The following is a 17,272-nucleotide window of genomic DNA, read 5'->3' on the forward strand; positions in this document are numbered from 1 at the left end:
TATAAGAGACAGATGGTGCAGTTCGGCAGGATAACGGTTGAGGGAATCCCTCTCTCAAAGAGGTACATAAGGCCCCTAGTGGAAAGCGGAATCTTGGAGGGATGGGACGATCCTAGGATACCGACCCTTAGAGGGCTATTCAGGAGGGGCATCCTCCCAGAGGCGATAGTGAGGTTATTCCACGAGCTCGGACCAAGTAAGGTGGATGCCACGATCAACATGGACATGTTAGCGGCCATTAACAGGAAGATACTCGATCCCAAGGTACCCCGCTATATGTTCGTCCCGGATCCAGTCAGGGCGGTCATAGACGGGATGGATACCCCTGTAGAGGCGAGGGTGCAGATCCATCCCGATTCAGACGAGTACAGAACCATAATCCTAGAGGAACCCTTAGTTTACATACCAAAGGGCGATGTGGAGGGTTTGAAGGCCGGAGACGAATTCAGGTTGAGGGGTCTAGCTACAGTGAGGGTGAGGAGCGTGAACCCCGACGAGGTATCCCTGATCCTCAGCCAGGAGCAGAAGATCAAGGGAGTCAAGATTATGCAGTGGGCGCCGCTCAAAGGGGGTGTTCCAGCAAAGGTATTCGTCCCCCTGTCCCCCTACTCGTACGAGATGCTGGGAGGCTACGGGGAACCCGCATTGGCCGAGATGAGGGAGGGCGAGATGGCCCAGATGTTGAGGATAGGGTTCGTCAGACTGGATAAGCAGAAGCCCCTGACCTTCATCCTCTCACACAGGTAATCATCCTCATCATTTTTCCTCGAGCGGAGGTATTAGGGGCTCGATATCCCCTTCATACAGCACTATTAATTGACGGGAGTTCCATTTAAAAGGGGGCAAGCTTGATTATGCTTGAAGGGATGAATGGATGAGATGGAAACTAGCGGCCCTCCTGGTAGTCCTATCGATTAGCCTTGTCGCCGCTTCTCCTCACGATCTGACACCAACCGAGGTATCAAAGATTAAGGTGTACGATTCCAAGCCTTTATACAGGATCCCCCAGCCTGTTATATATGGAGATAGGCTGTACACTATAGGAGGTCAGGGAGACACCTTAATTGCCATGGATCTGAACGGAGAAAAGCTCTGGAGTATCAGGATAGGCGCCAGAGTGTCTACCCCCCCACTAGTAATCCCTGACGCCTTCTATGGCTATGCGAAGAAGGAGTCATGGGTCATAGTGACAACGGACTCATTCGAGCTGAGGGCTTATAACTCGGTTGCTGGTGAATTGAGGATAGAGAGGCTCAGGTTACCCTCAGCCCCCTCCGGATCCCCCATGGCTTACCTGAATGATGGTAGGACAATAGTGGTCCCCCTCACTAGCTCCCTCCAAGCTGTGGACTTGAGATCCAAGTCGACTGGCTGGTCCATGGATTTGGGATTCAGGATAAGGCATGTGCACTACGTGAATGGTGGTGCCATAATTTATGGAGATGCTCGGATCGCATACGTCGATTTAAATTCCCACAAGCTGGTCTGGGATTTGGAGCTGGGAGAGAGGATACTCGTTGCCGGTGATGACCCCTCCTTCATCGGGGTGATGCTTCAGAACGGTACTATGATATCCATAAGCACCTCAACAGGCGAACCAGTGGCTAGGAGGGACATGACCGAAATCCTAGGGTATGAATTCCCCTACGGGATGTTCCCGGTAGTAGACGGAATAGGTGCGCTGACAAGCTCGAAAGAAACCATACTCTTCGTCAATCTATCGGATCTCAGCGTATCTAGGCCTATAAAGACGTGGATACCCCCAGCCTCCCAGCCAGTCGCGGCGGGGAAAGCTCTTCTCTACTTCTCAAAGTCCGGTGAGGTCAGAATCTACCACTACACTCAAAGATTCCTGCTTTCAGAGTTTAAGGTATCTAACCCACCTTTCAGCTTGGTTACGATCTCTGAGATAGGTAATCACACAACTTCCGTCTCATACATAGACGGAAACGGCGATCTCCACCTCCTCAGACTGCCCGATCACTGGATAAAGGTCCAGAAGACTGAGCCCAAGGATGGAGGTTACTTGGTCGAGGGATTCGTCTGCAGCACCGCGCTGAGTGGCGAGAGGAGCAAGATCGTGCTGTACGTTATGTCCCAGCAGGGAGAGGTGATCGGTGAGAAGACAATCGGTTTCCTAACTCCCGGTCGCTGTGGCGCCAGGTTTTCCACTATGTTAAAGGATAAGGGAGCTCTGGGATTGGTAGTAGGAGAGGAGACACTTCCCCCCAACGCCCCTATAGGTCTAACTAGGGAGGAATGGATCTCCCTTAAGGGTGGCGCGCCGGTCACCACCACAACCGCGCCCACGACCACGACTACTACAAAACCAGCCGCTCAGCTCAAGCTGGAAGTTCAGGCACCATCCCAGCTGGTTGTGGGGGACGGTTTCAAACTAAACGTTTCCGGAATCAACTCGTGGGGCGTAGAAGAACTCACCTTCGTCATCAAGGGACCCACGATTCAGGGTGAGGAGGTCACAGAAAAGTTGGGCCCCGGATCTGAGTTCTCAGTGTCTATAGAGGGTCGGGCCCTCAACCCGGGAACGGGTGCAACTCTCTACATAAAACATGGTGATGAGGTGCTCTATGAGAAGGAAATACCCGTGAGGGTAGAGCAGGGCAAGGTAATAGAGGAAGTGAGGGCCTCAGAGGAGGCGAAGGTCAACAGCTCCATTATAGTGACGGTGAAGCTCGTCAACAGGTTTAGGGATAACGCTCAATTCATCTTAGTCACATCTCTGGATGGCTCCCCTGTTGAGAGGAAGGTCGGCCCCTTGAGGGCGGGGGGAAGTGCTGAGGTACACGTCAAAGTCATTCCCAGAAAGACGGGCGATCTTCAACTAAGAGTTCAAGCTCTGGCTGGAGGCAAGATCGTCGATGAGAGGACCTCCACGATCACGGTGACCGTCACAACACCGTCCACACCACCAATCGTTACAACCCAGCAGCCCGCTCTTCCCATACCACTGGAGTACCTGGTAGGCGGGATAATAGGAGCAGTACTCATTTTGATTGCAATCGCGCTCTTACTAGGATCTAGAAAGCCCAGAGAGGTGAAAATGGAGGAGATGAAGCCAATTACTGCGCCCACAATAGAGGAGGCGGCTGTGGAGGAGATCTCGGAGGTCAAATCACCATCTACTATTCCACCAGAGATCGAACAGGAGGAGATGGGGATTGAGGTACCGAAGGTTCGCAGGATAGAAATGGAAGAGGCTCCTAAGCTGGAGGCGGAGGAAGAAGGAAAGCTAACTCCTCCAGAGATGGAGGAGGAGATCCCGACCATAAAGCCGGAAATCATGGAGGAAAGAGTGGTTCCCGAGGAGGTAAGGGAATCTCTAGAGAGGGAGCTGGAGTCCGTGAAGAAGAGGTTGGATGATGTGAGGAGATCCGTATCCAAGCTGGAGGAGATCGTAGGATTCGAGCTCTCACCCTACAGGCTAGTGGATGCGGAGACCATGCTGGTCTCGGCAGAGCTGAAACTGAAGGAAGGGGATGTGAGTGAAGCGGAGAGGATAATTAACTCAGTGAAGGAATCGCTTGATGTGCTGGAGGCGGAGGTCTCCGAGGCGGAGAAGGTGTTCCTCGAGAACTGGAGTGCCGTGGAGAACAGAATAGACATAATGCTCAGGGTCTGGGGTAAGGCTCCCGCTAACATGCTGACCATGGTCCCGGCTGGCTTCAGGATACACGCATTGGAAAGGTTCAGAAAGCTGCATCCGGATAGAAAATTGGAACTGAGAGGAGACGAGCTCATTTCACTGGAGGAGTGAACTCCCTACCCATTCTCTTTCCAACCACCTTTTCCTGTATCTCATGGTAGAGCTCATCGATCAGCTCTTGATAATCGGTTCTCCCCTCCTCGACTGCCGTCATCTTCTCCTCCAGAACCCTTGTCCTCTCCTCGCTGATCAGATCCAGGTACTCAGATGTAAGGAAGTCATACACTTGGATGCCCAATTTCGTAGGAATAAGTTTGTTGTTCTTCTCGAGGACGTATTTCCTCTGCAGCAGCTTGTCTATAATGGTAGCATAGGTGGAGGGCCTTCCGATACCTTTCTCCTTCATGAGAGCAACGACATCTCCTTGCGTGTACAGGGGTACGGAGGGGACTTGGAGGTGCTTTATCTCGACTCTGACCGTCCCCACCGAAAGAGGGGCTTCCTTCCTATAGAGAAATGGATATATGAGAGCCCAACCCCCTCTGACATCTACAACCCTCTCATCGGTCACCTCATCGCCATTCAAGACCAGCTTGTACCTCTGCTTCACGATGATGCTCTCCTTGGTTTGCGAGGCCATGAATCTCCTAAATATCAGGTCGTACAGCTTCACATGGTCCTTTGAGAACCCCTCTGGAGCCACTATCAGTCCCTCCCTGACGTAGTCGAGCAACTCCTTGGCTGACAGGGGCTTGGTAGGCCTTATGCACTCGTGAGCCCCTCCTTCACCCCATCTCCTCGGAACGAAATCGTCACCGAGGACCTCCGCTGCTACTCTCAGACCGGCGTCGCTCACCCTCACGCTATCCGTCCTGTGGTATGTGATTAGACCGGCTTCGAAGAGGGACTGGGCAATCTCCATCACTCTCTTGGCGCCCAGCTTCAGCACCCTACTGGCCTCCTTTATCATCTCGTCTGTGGTAAAAGGAGGAGGTGGCTTAACTTCGCCTTCCTCCAATTTTATCGACGAGATTTGGGCTTCAACGATTCCGGGAGATCCTATTCTACCCTCCACCTTGATGAAGATGCCTTCTCCACTGATTACGGTGAGGTCTTTCTTCTTCTTGTGTCCCTCGTACCTATCGATTATCCAACCTAGCGTGGGGGTCTGGGCCCTCCCGGCAGACAAGTTCCTCCTGTTGAACTTCCTCTGTACCTCGTAACTCAGCTCGAATCCTATCCACCTATCCTCTATCCTCCTTACCACCTGAGCCTTCACTCTCGACTCGTTGGTCTCTGAAAGCTCCCTCAGAGCCTCCAAGATCGCCCTTTTGGTGACCTCATGGAATTCGGCCCTGTATATCTCCTCAGCCGCATCTTTGATCAGCTGATAAATGTCCCAAGCTATCTTCTCCCCCTCCGTGTCAGGATCCGTCCCTATTATGACCCGGGATGCTTCGAATCCGAGTCTCCTCATGGAGACTATGTTGTTCCTGCTGTCCCTCAGATTGGTGGAACCGCATCTCGGGCACCTCTCACCATCTGTGAACTGGTAACCGCAGTCCAGACATCTCTTGATGGAAGCGTAAATGGGTATGTAGGTTCTGCGCTCGCCTTCTTCTATGAGAACCCCATGATACCCTCCCTGCGTTGAGAGATCCACCACGTGACCCCCACTGGCCATTATCGTCAGCACATAGTCGCCAGTAGTTACCTCGTAAGCGAGCACCCCATTCACAACCCTTCTCCCCGGCTTGCCGAAGAACCTAGCTATCGTCCGTGCCTTATTGGGGCTTTCCACTATGAAAAGTGCAGTTTTGAGCAGACCAGCCATCTCGAAACCCGTCTTGAGTGAGGAGTACCTCTCCCTACTCTCGTCAATCTCCCTCCTCAGGCTCTCCAAATCCACTTCCTCCAGCGGGGACAGTTCTATGTCGTAAGCGCTGGCCCTCTTTATGAAGGAAGATAGTAGAGGATCTGTGTCCCAGACGAGACTAGCTCCTCTAGTCATTCCCCCAGGATAGAGCCTAGAAGAACGTCCAGATCCTTGTATATACGTCCTGACATCGGGGATTATGACTTTACCCTCCTCGGGGATAACCGTTATGTCCCCAGTGCCAGCCAACTCCCTCAGCCTGCTCTCGCTGGAAAGTAACTCCCTAAGCACCTCTCTAGTCCTCATGATATCCTTCTCCGTTGGTCGCCTCCTCAACCTCATGGCGAACCTCTTAGTCTGGGGATCTAGGCCCTTGGCCAGCGCGGACAGCATTGCCACAACAGCCCGGTCGCTCATCTCATCCACATCTCTCAAGGTCATCTCGAAGCGGGGAACTCCGTAGAAGACCACATACCTGATCCTCTGAGGCAGATCCACTCCTCTAACTAGGACTCCGTAGGGCTTAGCGGCTCCAATCAGACCGTCTAGCTCGCCGGACTTGAAAGCCTCAACCAATTTCTCGTCGTAACCGTGCAACACCTCTACCTCGTAGCCAGCATCCTCCGCCAATGCCCTCGCCTCATCAGCCAGCTCCATCCTCGGGACGAAGAGGAGGAACCCGTCTCCCATGAACTTCAAGAACTCTTTCAATTGATTTCTCTTCCTCGCGTAGAGGTCAGCTATATTCCTCAACAACTCCTGCCTCAATACCCCGATATCGAAGCCCAGCAACCTCCTGAATAGGACCGCCCGGGAACCCGGCTTACCGGTTGCAGTTGAGACTATTAGGACGCTATCCGTGTTCCTAGTCACTTCCCTACCGGCCAAAGCGGCTCTCACATCAGCCTCGGTGAACCCCATGAGGGTGAGAACCCTATCGACGTTCCTCGAGTTCTTGAGGAAGGAGTCCACATCGTCCACGAATAGGAAGGAGAACTGGCCCACGGAGCGCCTTATCTTCTCGTGGTTCTTCGCGAGGTACTGGGAGGTCGTGATCAAGACGTCGAAATCACCGCTCTCCAGCTTATCTAGGAACTCCCTCCTCCGCTTGCTTCCCATTCCGCTCCTGTAGGCCAGAATCCTGAGAGGCTCCCCAGCAGATCTCTCATATTTAGCAAGGGTCTCTACGGCTTGGTCAACGAGGAGCGATGTAGGAAAAAGGAGGTAGGAGCGACCTCTCCTCCTCACGGCGAAGTAATAGCTGGTAACGAGACCAAAAGCAGTCTTGCCAACCCCTGTGGGAGCTATCGCAGCGAAGCTGCGCCCAGCCAAGGCTCGCCGGGCCCACATCATCTGAATCTCCCAAGGAGGAGAACCTAGACATGATTTGAAGAATTTAACATAGTCTTTAAACTCAGAACCCACATTAGAGATCTCATCTTCAACACAAGGAGACCTGTGACGGGTTTCCAAGTCACCTCCGGGACACAGATCCCTGAAAACCGCTGGTATCATTCCCACTCACCGCGCATTACCTGGACAATATCTCGATCCAACATGCAGCCTGGAGGCTTTATATCATTGGGTGAAGGAAAAATACAGGATCGAAATGACTCGGCTAGTCGTCCCTATCGAGGAGACAGACGGAAACGTGAAGTTCAACCGCATATCAAGGGGCTTCAGCTTGGCTAAAGGGCTAATGGTCATAGACCTGAGTGATTTCGGTGTCGTCATGGACGCCTTCTCCCTAGAAGTTGGTCAGGTTCAAGGGGAGACCATGCTAGACATACTCGTGGGACTAGAGGCGGACATCGTATTGAGCGAGGACATCGAACCGGAACTTAGTGAGCTCCTGCTGAGCAACAACGTAAAGGTGGCGCTGACTAAGTCAAAATATGTCAAAGATGCCCTGAGGGACCTCCTCGCGGGAAAGACCTTCGTCATGCCCGGAAAGGAAATGCCCATAAAGTATGCCAACTAGTTATGTTATGCCCTATGTGAAGCTGAGGGTAAAGAGGTGGGAAAGAAACGGGAGGAGGTACCTAAGCTACCAAGTAACCGCTCCCAAATCATTAGTAGAGGAACTCGGTTGGGAGAAGGGTGACACCTTATACGTATACGTTAGGAATGGGGAACTGGTTTACAGACACAGAGAAAGGCCCAGAAGGGGAAAACAGACCAGACTAGAACTATAATCACCCAACTCTCAAGAGGAGGCCCTTGAGGTATCCCGTCCAAGGATGCATGGGATCCATCGGGTGATCGGGCGAAGCCCCCCTCTCACCAAGGATCGTGATCTCCCGATTGGAGAGGGTAGCTGCTCTGATCACGATCTTTTTGAATTCCTCCTTGGTGATGAATTGGCTGCAGCTGCTTGTGAACATGAGGCCGCCACTTACCACCCTCTCCATAGCGGCGGCATTGACTGCTGTGTAGGTCTTCCTAGCTCTGGGGACCATGTCCCTGCTTGGAGCCAGAGCAGGCGGATCCACGATAACCAGATCGTAGACTGAGGAATCTCCCTCCAGAAACTCCTTTACCCTCGATTGAACGGCCACTAACTCGATCGAGTTGAGCCCCGCATTAGATCTCATTTCCGTGACGGCGTACTCCGATTCATCGACAGCAACGACCTCGGCGCCGGAGAGAGCGGCATGTATCGCGAAACCGCCTGTGTAGCTGTAGAGATCTAGGACCCTATCACCGGGACCAGCAAGGTAGCCAACTTCAATCCTGTTCAGCCTCTGATCTATGAAGAAGCCCGTTTTCTGGCCCTTGATCGTGTCCACGTGAAAGAGAGCTCCACCCTCCCTCACTACAGCTCTCGTTTTACTGCCTGAAAGGACCCTCCTCTCCGAAGGCAGTCCGACTTCCCTTCTCGGCCTACTGTCGTTCTTAAGAACTATGGAACTAGGCCTGAATAGGTCCCCCACCATGGCCGAGATCTCCTCCACACGCTTATCCATTCCGATGGAGGTGGAGGAGATGACGACGACATCGTCGTATACGTCAATTATCAGCCCCGGGAGGGCATCAGCCTCACTGTGCACCCATCGAAAGAAATTGTCCAGCTTGAGTTTCTCCCTCAACCTCAAGGCCTCCTCTAACCTACGATAAAGCAGAGAAAAGGGATCCTCCAGCTCTGTGGAGAGGACCCTCACTGCCATAGCCCCTATTCCCTCGAAGAATCCCAAACCCAGTGTATCTCCTTTCTCATCCTTTATTACGACTAAGTCCCCCTTCTCCACGGGTCCCCTCAGGGAGATGAGCCACTTGACGTAGATATTCCGCTGCCCCTTCCTCAGCCTAGAGACCCCTTCCTCAGCGAGCACGGCTTCCCCAACAGGGCTCCAGAGCAAGGGCCATTCTACCTCCTGAGGTAGTCCGGATCCTTGGAGAGCTTCTCGGTGAGGGGAAAGCCTCTGTTCCTCCCGACCACCACGGTGTCTTCTATTCTTATGCCTCCCCATCCCCTAATGTAGCTCCCTGGCTCATCAGTCACGGTCATCCCCTCTTGGAGCCTTCCTCCTCTCCCCACTAGGAGCCTGAAGAACTCGTGGATGTCGATGCCGATCCCATGCCCCAGAGAGTGAACGAAGTACTCTAAAAGGCCCGATTCCTTCAATACCTTCCTGGCCTCTATATCCGGTCTCTCCATGGGAACTCCGTCCCTTATGAAATCCAATGCTCTCAACTGTGCGTTGAGAACGGCCTCGTACTTGTCTAAAAAGCCCTCCGGCGGGCTTCCGATGTAGAAGGTACGGGTCATATCGCTGCAGTACCCCATGTATCTGGAGCCGAAGTCGACTAGCAATATCTCCCCCTCGCTGATTCTCCTCTCAGTGTTAACGTGATGAGCGTTGAATGAGTTTGCCCCACTCGCCACTATCGTCGGGAAGCTGGGTCCTTCAGCCCCCAATTCCCTCATCTTGAACTCGAGCAGGTTAGCTATCTCCCTCTCAGTCATCCCAACCCTTATCTCTAGAGATTCGAAGGCCCTAATCGCTATTGATGCGCTCTCCTTCATGAGTCCCAGCTCATACTCGCTCTTGACGATCCTCATCCTCTTCAGTTGATCATCCAAGCTCACTATAGCGGCGCTCTTCTTCCCCCTCTTGAACCTCTTCCTCACCTTCTCCACCTGATCCTGCGATGACAGGAAGTCTACAGCTATCCTCCGAACATCTCCGTGCCTCTCCGCTACCAGATCGTAGACGCTGGGGTTAATCACTTCCTTACCACTGGTCCCATAGAACGGCTTCTGAACCTCCACGTGATAAGGCGTCTTCTCCTGGGCGATCTCGTCCCCGAAAGCGTATCTCGCGACCAAGTAGGGATCATTGTCTAGGGGAACGACGAGCAGCTGGGCTTCGGCCGTCCCTGCTAAGTATAGCATGTTGCTTGGGGAGTTCACGAGGGAGAGGTCTATGCCCCTCCTTCCCATCCACCTCTTCAGCCTGCGGATCCTAGAGTCCAACTCACTCCTTGGATACATCGCGGGTCACCCAAATGCCGGCATGATAGGCGGGCCAGAGGGGATAAAGTTGAGTCGTTAGATGTTTACGGGCTCCCCGACTTCTGGCAGTAATATCCTATCTCTCATGCCCTTAGGCACGTACAGATCGAATAGATCCGGGTGCTCGGTGTGAATGGGAACGATCCTGCTGGGATTAACCCTATCTAGGACGTCAGCTATCTGCTTCGGGGACAGGTGCCCGGACACGTGGATTCGATAGTAACGGTGAACCCCGTATATCAGGAGCCAGTTCATGAGCCTGTCCATTGAGAGGGCGCTCTCCTCACTGAAGGGCTCGGATCTACTCATCACGAAGTCTATATTGGGTTTAACGCCCAGAGGAATCTCGTACAGGAACCTCGTGGCATTACTGGTGACCACGAAGTGAGAGCTCTCGTCTTTGAGTATCTCTCCCCTTAGATCACCCCATATTACGGACCCGGGTCCTCTCTTATCCTCCACCCTTTCGATGAATTCCACGAGGGGTCTGGGCTCCCTCGCCCCTAGCTTCACCTCCTCCCTCCCTTTCCTCCTCTTCCTTCTCCACAGCAAGTAATCTCCAGGTGATGGAAGGCCGCTAATCCCCGCACCGCTTAATGCTTCTGCCATGAAACCGATCCTCTCATCGATTACTAGTTCCCTACCCATCCTCTCAGCCACCTTGCACACGGTCCTGACCCTGTCGACATCCGTGGACGAGACCTCCACGAGCACGAGTCGGGGGCTGTCCTCTAGGATCTCCATCATCCTCTCCCCCACTTCCCTCTCGGAGGAGACCTCGAAGTTCACCCTCTTGGGCGGTTCTCGCTTCCATCTGTACCAGATCCTATTTTCCAGTACCTTGACTAGAGAGGCCTCAGGGTCATTCTCGGGCGCCACTTTGGTGGCCTCCATGAGGAGCAGATCAACTCCTTCCTCCGCTAGCATATCTAGGAAATCTATGGTCATATCACTTCTAGGACCGTGCATCCTAAGATCTCCTGTGTAGGCCATCCTCTTCGAGCAGCATTCGATCAGGAATCCGTAAGCCCCGGGTACGGAGTGATCCACGTGAATGGGAATGACCTCCAGGTCCTCCATGTCCAGTACATCCCCTGTCCTGAAGGTGTGCACCTCGAACTTCTCTAGGACCGACAGGTCCTTGAACCCCATGGACCTGTACGCCTCCAATATCACTTTACTGGCCTCTCCCAAGTGGACGGCTATCTCCCTGTGAACTAGGGGGAGGTAACCCCAGTGATCTAGATGAGCGTGACTTATGAGTAGTCCAGTGATGTCGTAGCCCTCCATCCTCCACTCGGGTTCCTGAGAGGGGGGAAGGAGGCCGGTCTTGAAGTAGTCCTCCGGGAACATTGGGGACATGAAGGGATGCTGGAAGAATGCTTCCTCGCGGGAGAAACTCTTTCCGAAATCGAGCATGATTGCTAGCCTGTCGGGGGAGGACACCAGCACCTTATTGCCTCCGATCTCCCCGATACCACCGAATATCCTGACTTCCACAGGTCGACTGCCGTGGTTACCTTTATCAATTTTTTATGAGGGGGGCACCGGGTGATCACCCTGGCTGTAGTGCAAGTGGACTTCCATGTGATACTCAATATAGATGAGGCCAAGTGTGTTGGATGCGGCGTCTGCGTGGGTGTCTGTCCCTCCAACATATGGCACCTCAACGAGAACAAGAAGGCCTATCCAAGGGAGGACTACGAACCAGACTGCTTCATATGTCATGCCTGCGCGGTCTCATGTCCGGTGGGAGCAATAGTCGTTCAGGAGGAGGTATGGGAGAAGTAGTCAAGCGATTATACAACCCATCTATACTCTTCTATCCTATCTTCGGTCCTCCTGAATAGGAGGAGGGCCCAATTCTCCATTTCCTTCCAGTTCCCATTATCTAAAGGCTCCGATGCTAGAATGACTATCCTCTCCCCCTTCTTCACGTAGAGGTTGAAGTAATCTGGCCTCTCCTTGGCACCCTTTAGCGCGTAGATCTCATCAGCGCTCACCATCAGGAAGGTCATGGACGACAGACCCTCCCAGAACTCGTCTCTTATCTCCCTCACGCCCTCCACCAACTTAGAGGGATCGACACCGTTGCGGGTCAGCCTCAACATCATAGCCTCGCTGTCCGTCTTACCTAGAGCGTCTCCCCCCTCTATCCCCCTGACCGATCCGTTATGGGCGAAGAACCATATCTTGTCCCCGACGACCACCGAGAAGGGGTGGGTGTTCTCGAAGCTGACCTCACCTACCGACGCGGCCCTCGCGTGCGCCAAAACGACATCCGCTCCGAAACGAGCGTAAAAGCCCCTCTTCCACATAGGGAAGGTCTCCCTCACGTAGAGGACGGGCCTACCCCTGGAGAAGGCGGCCAACCCCCATCCGTGAGGGTGGCCCATCCCGCTCTCCTTGGAGGACCTACCCCGGCTGGCCATGCGAGCCACGGCTTCTAGGAAATCCTCAACCTCGTAGCCCTTCATCGGCTCCAGAGACATGAAGGCGGCCATTCTGCACATGCTAATCCAACTGGAGGAGCGAGCCAACCTTTTTATACTATTTCCAAGTTCCATGTCGTGGCCCGTCGCTAGGGGCGGGGTAGCTTAGCCAGGTAGAGCGCCCGGCTGTTAACCGGGAGGTCGTGGGTTCGAATCCCACCCCCGCCGCCATCTCGATTTTAAGCTCATCCGCGCCCCTTCCATGGTGCCCCTAATGGGAAGGGAGGATGAGTTCTTCGTAGTGTCAGGGAGGGAGATCAAGGAGGGAAAGGTCACCGACATCTACTTCCTCAGAACCATGAAGGTCCTCGGGGCCAAGGGACTGGCGGACAAACATGTCGTCATGGAGATAGCGGCCAGATCCCTGCCGAACGGCGTCCCTTGGGGAATACTGGCGGGAGTGGAGGAGGTGGCCAAGCTCCTAGAGGGCAGGAACTTAGATGTGCACGCTCTCCCCGACGGCAGCCTCTTGAGACCTTGGATACCCATCATGAGGATAGAGGGACCCTACTCGGAGATAGGACCCTTGGAGACCTCGATACTCGGGTTCCTATGCAGCCTTTCCGGAGTAGCTACGATGGCGGCTAGAGTGAAGTTCGCGGCCGGGGAGAAGCCAGTGGTCAACTTTGGGATAAGGAGACAGCATCCTGCCGTAAGTCTGGCGTATGAGAGGGCTAGCCTCATAGGCGGGCTTGACGGATCTTCCGGTATCCTGCTGGAGGAGATCGGTTTCAAACCTGTAGGTACAATGCCCCACGCTATGATCATACTCTTCGGGGATCAGGTTGCCGCTTGGAAATCATTTGATGAGGTCCTGCCGGATGAGGTCCCCAGAATAGCCTTGGTGGACACTTTCTACGATGAGAAGACCGAAGCGATAATGGCGGCGGAGGCACTGAAGGATAGGCTCGAGGGGGTCAGGCTAGACACCCCAAGCTCTAGGAGGGGAAGGATGTCCGACATAATCAAGGAGGTGAGATGGGAGCTGGATGTGAGGGGCTTCAAGCACGTGAAGATATTCGTCTCCGGGGGCCTGAACGAATATACTGTTAAAGAGTACTCTGAGGCGGGTGCCGATGCATTTGGAGTAGGTTCTCACATAATGGGAGCCAAACCAGTCGACTTCGGCATGGATATAGTGGAGGTTGAAGGGAAACCGAGGGCCAAGAGAGGGATAAAGTCAGGGGCCAAAGATCTCTACATCTGCGAGGAGCATCTCATCTACAAATATGTACCGAAGGGATCCGAACCTCCAAAGTGTCCCGTCTGCGGTAATGAGATGTCCTACGCCTACAGAAAGATACTGGATGGAGGGAGGCTGGTCTACAGGATAGAAGATCTCAAGACGATCAATGAGGCCACCAAGGACCTATTGAGAAAACTCAGGGATTTGGGAGAGGGCCTCTGATGGATTAAATAGGCTCTATCCTCGCCCCCTCCCTAGCGACCCTCGCTGTGAACACCATCTCGGCGACAGGTTCTAGTTCTCTGATTAGGGAGGATGGTCGAGGATGCAAGATAACGATGCACCCCCCTCCTCCTGCTCCTGATAACTTGGCTCCATAGGAGCCACTCTCTCTTGCCTTCCAGACTATTCTCTCTATCTCCCAGCTACTCACCCCTAGGGAGTAGAGCAGCCCTTGATCGACATTCATGAGGGTTCCTAGGAGCTCGTAATCCTCGGCCATAATAGCCTCCTTTCCTCTGACAACCAGCTCAGATATAGCCCTGACCACGGAGTCCCTCACCCCGGGCAACATGGATCCCAAGGTGCTCACCCTGTCTATCATCTCCTTGGTCGGGCTGGGCTTCCCGGTGCAGGCCATAACTAGGGGTACATCCTTGAATCCCAAACTGCTAGCTGTCATAACGTCGCCCGTCCACTCTACCCATATGATCCCGCCCATGACTGCGCATGCCGGTCCCGTCTTGCTGGCCTTGCCGTGTATGATCCTTTCAAAGAGATACACGGACTCCAAGAGCTCCTCCTCACTCATTCCCAGCTCAAATAGGCCGTCAAGTGATTTAGAGATGGCTGCCGCTACCGAGGCGGAGGAAGCCATACCACTCCCGATGGGAACCTCGGATCTTATCTCCAGCTCGACGCCCGACCTAACATTGTATCTCTCTAAGACGCCCTTGACACCCCTTGCTACCCTCTCCAGTTCAGGACTGCTCACTAGAACGGAACCATTCCTCTCCTCGTAAACCCCTAGGAGGTGAGACTTTATCCTCAGATGCCCTTCATCTAACTCCTTAGCGGTAGAGAAGGATCTCCTATCAACGCTCAAGGCTAGAGCGGGTGATCCGTATAACACTGCATGTTCTCCCATTAGGAAAGCTTGGGAGGGGGCCGATGCTGTTACCGTTCCTCTCATCTAGAGAGGAGTCTAGCACATCGTAATTATCGTTACGCTTTTAATGAAAAGTTCAACATTCAACACATAAGACTGCCCATTGGCCACTTAAATATCTTCGTATTAGCAAAGACTACCACACAAATGGCATTGATAAGGCATTCCCATAACACTTAGAACTTTTCTAAATTTAGACGTCTCGAATAAAATTATGTTACAAATGTGCTCACTATAAATCATATAAAGAGATATACGTGATATTATAAATCAATTTTAGTTATATAATTCACAAAAACATGTATAAAGATATCGTATTTTTAATTATGTAATGGTATAATAAGAATAATTATTAGCAACTATAGATGCTTATTGATATATCATTTGTATTGTTTGGATAAAAACATCTATTTGCCCCAGGAAACGCGGTTAAAGGAGCTAAAATTCCCGATATAGACTTATATTTGCAGGGGGGTGGATAACTGGGTGAGAGAATGCCGAAGGTAAAAGTGGCAATTGCCGGTGTGGGTAATGTGGCCTCCGCCTTGGTTCAAGGTGTGTTCAAATACAGGGATGTCGACGATGATATGGATGTTCCCGGGCTGATGCACGTCAGATTTGGACCATACCACATAGCTGACATAGAGTTCGTGGCCGCTTTCGATGTGGATGAGAGGAAGATAGGGAAAGACCTCTCTGAGGCCATATTCTCCAAGCCCAACAACTTGGAGAAGTTCGCCGAAGTTCCAAGACTCGGAGTCGAGGTTCTGAAGGGACCGGTACTCGACGGCGTGGCTTCCCACATGAGGGACTTCAGATACGGGGAGGGCTTCCTCGTTGACGACTCTAGGCCGAGCGTAAACGTAGCTGATGTGCTCAAGGAAACTGGTGCTGATGTCTTGGTTAACCTCATACCCGTAGGCAGCTATGAAGCGAGCAGGGCCTACGCCTCAGCAGCTCTGGAAGCTGGAGTGGGATTCATAAACGGGATCCCTGAGTTCATCGTCAGCGACCCAGAGTGGGCAGCGAAGTTCAGGGATAGGGGAATACCAGCAGCTGGCGATGACTTCAAGAGCCAGTTAGGGGCCACGATACTGCACAGGACCATCGCGAGACTCGCTGTGGAGAGAGGCTTGAGAGTACTCAACACGTATCAGCTCAACATCGGAGGGAACATGGACTTCCTGAACATGATCGAGGAATCCAGATTGAAGACCAAGAGGGTCAGCAAGACCGAGGCTGTCACGAGCATGGTGCCGTACGAGATCGGTGCTAGGGTGGGGCCGAGCGACTATGTTCCCTTCTTAGGCGACAGGAAGGTGATGTACATGTTCATGGAGGCGGAACAGTTTGGCGGGTTCAAAGTGTACATAGATGTGAAACTGAGCGTAATGGACTCGCCTAACGCGGCGGGCGTGGCCATAGACGCGATAAGGGCGGTGAAGCTTGCCAAGGATAGGGGAATAGCGGGTCCTCTCGAAGGGGTCAGCGCGTACTTCTTCAAGCACCCGCCGAGGCAGCTCCCCGACTATGTGGCCAGGGAACTGGTGGAGGCCTTCATAAGGGGTGAGGAGGTTAAGCTGGAGGAGATTGCTAGAAAGTAGAGCTCCTCACCTCATCTAACTTCTCCCTTATTCCCTCTAACGAGAAGAATGCCCTCGCATAGACGGATTTACCTTCTCCCCTCATGTACATCCAGGAGTTAGTCAATGGATCTATTATCACTCTCTCGTCTTCCAGTTCAGCCTCTACCCTCCCATTCCTATGCCTCTTTATCAGGAATCCTCTCTTCATCAAGAGATCCACTATGTACTCTATGTCCATACATCATCACCTCCGATAGGGGTATTGCGGGGAACCCCGACATTCGGTAAAGAGATCAATAAAGAGTTAAGGTACTTCGTACTCGCTGTCTCGCTGCGCTCTACTGCCCTCGACCACCTTCTTAGAGAACCACAAGATCGAGAAAGACACCGCTACTAGTGAGGTTATCAGTTGAGCCACGAGCAACAGGGTGAGGATCTGCAGATCCGCCGAATAGTAGGATAGCACGACCGTACATGTAGTGTCGTTCCCCTTAACTAAGTCCAAGGTCATCCCATACGACGGACAATCTAGCAGTTTCTCTCCGTGAACCGAGGTTGACGGGCTCCCCTCTACATCCAACCGGCCGATATTATTACTGTTAAAATCGATGAACCTTAGTACCATTCTAAAGGAGCCTGAAGAGATGCACGATATATTGTAGTAGACTCTCGGGCTGGTAGGACCCTCGAAGGTCCAAGTCACGGGTTCACCGACTGAGAGCCTGATAGTCCTGCTAGAATAGGTGAGGGCGGATCGGTAATATAGGGTGCCCACACCCAGGAC

15 protein-coding genes and 1 tRNA gene are annotated in these 17,272 nt (G+C 52.9%); 8 read left to right on the forward strand and 8 right to left on the reverse strand.

The genetic code is table 11. The features are described 5' to 3' along the window. Together QI197_01920 and QI197_01925 are read left to right on the forward strand one after the other, a co-directional pair. Positions 1–747 (forward strand): glutamate--tRNA ligase family protein (locus QI197_01920; protein ID MDK2372116.1); only part of this gene is annotated, 747 nt, incomplete at its 5' end. Between the two features lie 127 nt (positions 748–874). Next, positions 875–3,775 (forward strand): hypothetical protein, encoded by a 2,901-nt coding sequence (locus QI197_01925; GenBank protein MDK2372117.1) that lies wholly within the window; start codon positions 875–877, stop codon positions 3,773–3,775. Here the strand turns inward: QI197_01925 and rgy are convergent. Then, a complete protein-coding gene (gene rgy / locus QI197_01930) occupies positions 3,756–7,055 on the reverse strand; it encodes a reverse gyrase (protein ID MDK2372118.1) in 3,300 nt (1,099 codons plus the stop codon). The two genes, QI197_01925 and rgy, sit on opposite strands and share 20 nt — an antisense overlap. A gap of 94 nt (positions 7,056–7,149) precedes the next feature. Here rgy and QI197_01935 point away from each other — a divergent pair, with 94 nt between their 5' ends. Further along, positions 7,150–7,521: a hypothetical protein gene (locus tag QI197_01935; GenBank protein ID MDK2372119.1), complete on the forward strand. Its 372-nt coding sequence runs from the start codon at positions 7,150–7,152 to the stop codon at positions 7,519–7,521. Positions 7,522–7,528: 7 nt separating this feature from the next. Further along, positions 7,529–7,735 (forward strand): AbrB/MazE/SpoVT family DNA-binding domain-containing protein, encoded by a 207-nt coding sequence (locus tag QI197_01940; GenBank protein MDK2372120.1) that lies wholly within the window; start codon positions 7,529–7,531, stop codon positions 7,733–7,735. Here the strand turns inward: QI197_01940 and QI197_01945 are convergent, their stop codons facing one another. The 3 genes from QI197_01945 to QI197_01955 are packed head-to-tail and all read right to left on the reverse strand — an operon-like array spanning position 7,736 to position 11,556. Then, a complete protein-coding gene (locus QI197_01945) occupies positions 7,736–8,899 on the reverse strand; it encodes a class I SAM-dependent rRNA methyltransferase (GenBank protein ID MDK2372121.1) in 1,164 nt (387 codons plus the stop codon). A gap of 8 nt (positions 8,900–8,907) precedes the next feature. Then, a complete protein-coding gene (locus QI197_01950) occupies positions 8,908–10,035 on the reverse strand; it encodes a Xaa-Pro peptidase family protein (GenBank protein ID MDK2372122.1) in 1,128 nt (375 codons plus the stop codon). Positions 10,036–10,092: 57 nt separating this feature from the next. Beyond that, positions 10,093–11,556, reverse strand: coding sequence for an MBL fold metallo-hydrolase (locus tag QI197_01955; GenBank protein MDK2372123.1), 1,464 nt, complete (start codon positions 11,554–11,556; stop codon positions 10,093–10,095). A 51-nt stretch (positions 11,557–11,607) separates the two neighbouring features. Between QI197_01955 and QI197_01960 the strand changes: the two genes are divergently transcribed. Further along, the gene (locus tag QI197_01960; protein MDK2372124.1) at positions 11,608–11,847 is read left to right on the forward strand and encodes a 4Fe-4S dicluster domain-containing protein; all 240 of its coding nucleotides are present in this window, start codon (positions 11,608–11,610) and stop codon (positions 11,845–11,847) included. Positions 11,848–11,855: 8 nt separating this feature from the next. On the opposite strand, the gene QI197_01965 is transcribed toward QI197_01960, so the two are convergent. Further along, complete coding sequence (locus QI197_01965; protein MDK2372125.1) at positions 11,856–12,569, reverse strand: class II glutamine amidotransferase; 714 nt, start codon at positions 12,567–12,569, stop codon at positions 11,856–11,858. Between the two features lie 73 nt (positions 12,570–12,642). Between QI197_01965 and QI197_01970 the strand changes: the two genes are divergently transcribed. After that, a tRNA-Asn gene (locus QI197_01970) sits at positions 12,643–12,719 on the forward strand. Positions 12,720–12,762: 43 nt separating this feature from the next. Further along, the gene (locus QI197_01975) at positions 12,763–13,956 is read left to right on the forward strand and encodes a nicotinate phosphoribosyltransferase (protein MDK2372126.1); all 1,194 of its coding nucleotides are present in this window, start codon (positions 12,763–12,765) and stop codon (positions 13,954–13,956) included. 4 nt (positions 13,957–13,960) lie between these two features. Here QI197_01975 and mvk read toward each other — a convergent pair whose 3' ends face one another. After that, positions 13,961–14,926, reverse strand: coding sequence for a mevalonate kinase (gene mvk, locus QI197_01980; GenBank protein ID MDK2372127.1), 966 nt, complete (start codon positions 14,924–14,926; stop codon positions 13,961–13,963). Between the two features lie 470 nt (positions 14,927–15,396). Between mvk and QI197_01985 the strand changes: the two genes are divergently transcribed. After that, complete coding sequence (locus QI197_01985; GenBank protein MDK2372128.1) at positions 15,397–16,506, forward strand: inositol-3-phosphate synthase; 1,110 nt, start codon at positions 15,397–15,399, stop codon at positions 16,504–16,506. Here the strand turns inward: QI197_01985 and QI197_01990 are convergent. Both QI197_01990 and QI197_01995 read right to left on the reverse strand, forming a co-directional pair. Continuing rightward, positions 16,496–16,726: a hypothetical protein gene (locus QI197_01990; protein ID MDK2372129.1), complete on the reverse strand. Its 231-nt coding sequence runs from the start codon at positions 16,724–16,726 to the stop codon at positions 16,496–16,498. The two genes, QI197_01985 and QI197_01990, sit on opposite strands and share 11 nt — an antisense overlap. 66 nt (positions 16,727–16,792) lie before the next feature. Further along, the gene (locus QI197_01995) at positions 16,793–17,191 is read right to left on the reverse strand and encodes a hypothetical protein (GenBank protein ID MDK2372130.1); all 399 of its coding nucleotides are present in this window, start codon (positions 17,189–17,191) and stop codon (positions 16,793–16,795) included. Between the last annotated feature and the right edge of the window lie 81 nt (positions 17,192–17,272).

The organism is Thermoproteota archaeon, from assembly GCA_030130125.1.
Classification (GTDB): Archaea; Korarchaeota; Korarchaeia; order Korarchaeales; family Korarchaeaceae; genus Korarchaeum.

Bases quoted from the DNA above. Each gene is read 5' to 3' on its own strand.
- QI197_01925 (MDK2372117.1), top strand. From the start codon at position 875: ATGAGATGGAAACTAGCGGCCCTCCTGGTAGTCCTATCGATTAGCCTT.
- rgy (MDK2372118.1), bottom strand. From the start codon at position 7,055: ATGATACCAGCGGTTTTCAGGGATCTGTGTCCCGGAGGTGACTTGGAA.
- QI197_01935 (MDK2372119.1), top strand. From the start codon at position 7,150: ATGACTCGGCTAGTCGTCCCTATCGAGGAGACAGACGGAAACGTGAAG.
- QI197_01940 (MDK2372120.1), top strand. From the start codon at position 7,529: ATGCCCTATGTGAAGCTGAGGGTAAAGAGGTGGGAAAGAAACGGGAGG.
- QI197_01950 (MDK2372122.1), bottom strand. From the start codon at position 10,035: ATGTATCCAAGGAGTGAGTTGGACTCTAGGATCCGCAGGCTGAAGAGG.
- QI197_01965 (MDK2372125.1), bottom strand. From the start codon at position 12,569: ATGTGCAGAATGGCCGCCTTCATGTCTCTGGAGCCGATGAAGGGCTAC.
- QI197_01975 (MDK2372126.1), top strand. From the start codon at position 12,763: ATGGGAAGGGAGGATGAGTTCTTCGTAGTGTCAGGGAGGGAGATCAAG.
- mvk (MDK2372127.1), bottom strand. From the start codon at position 14,926: ATGAGAGGAACGGTAACAGCATCGGCCCCCTCCCAAGCTTTCCTAATG.
- QI197_01985 (MDK2372128.1), top strand. From the start codon at position 15,397: ATGCCGAAGGTAAAAGTGGCAATTGCCGGTGTGGGTAATGTGGCCTCC.
- QI197_01990 (MDK2372129.1), bottom strand. From the start codon at position 16,726: ATGGACATAGAGTACATAGTGGATCTCTTGATGAAGAGAGGATTCCTG.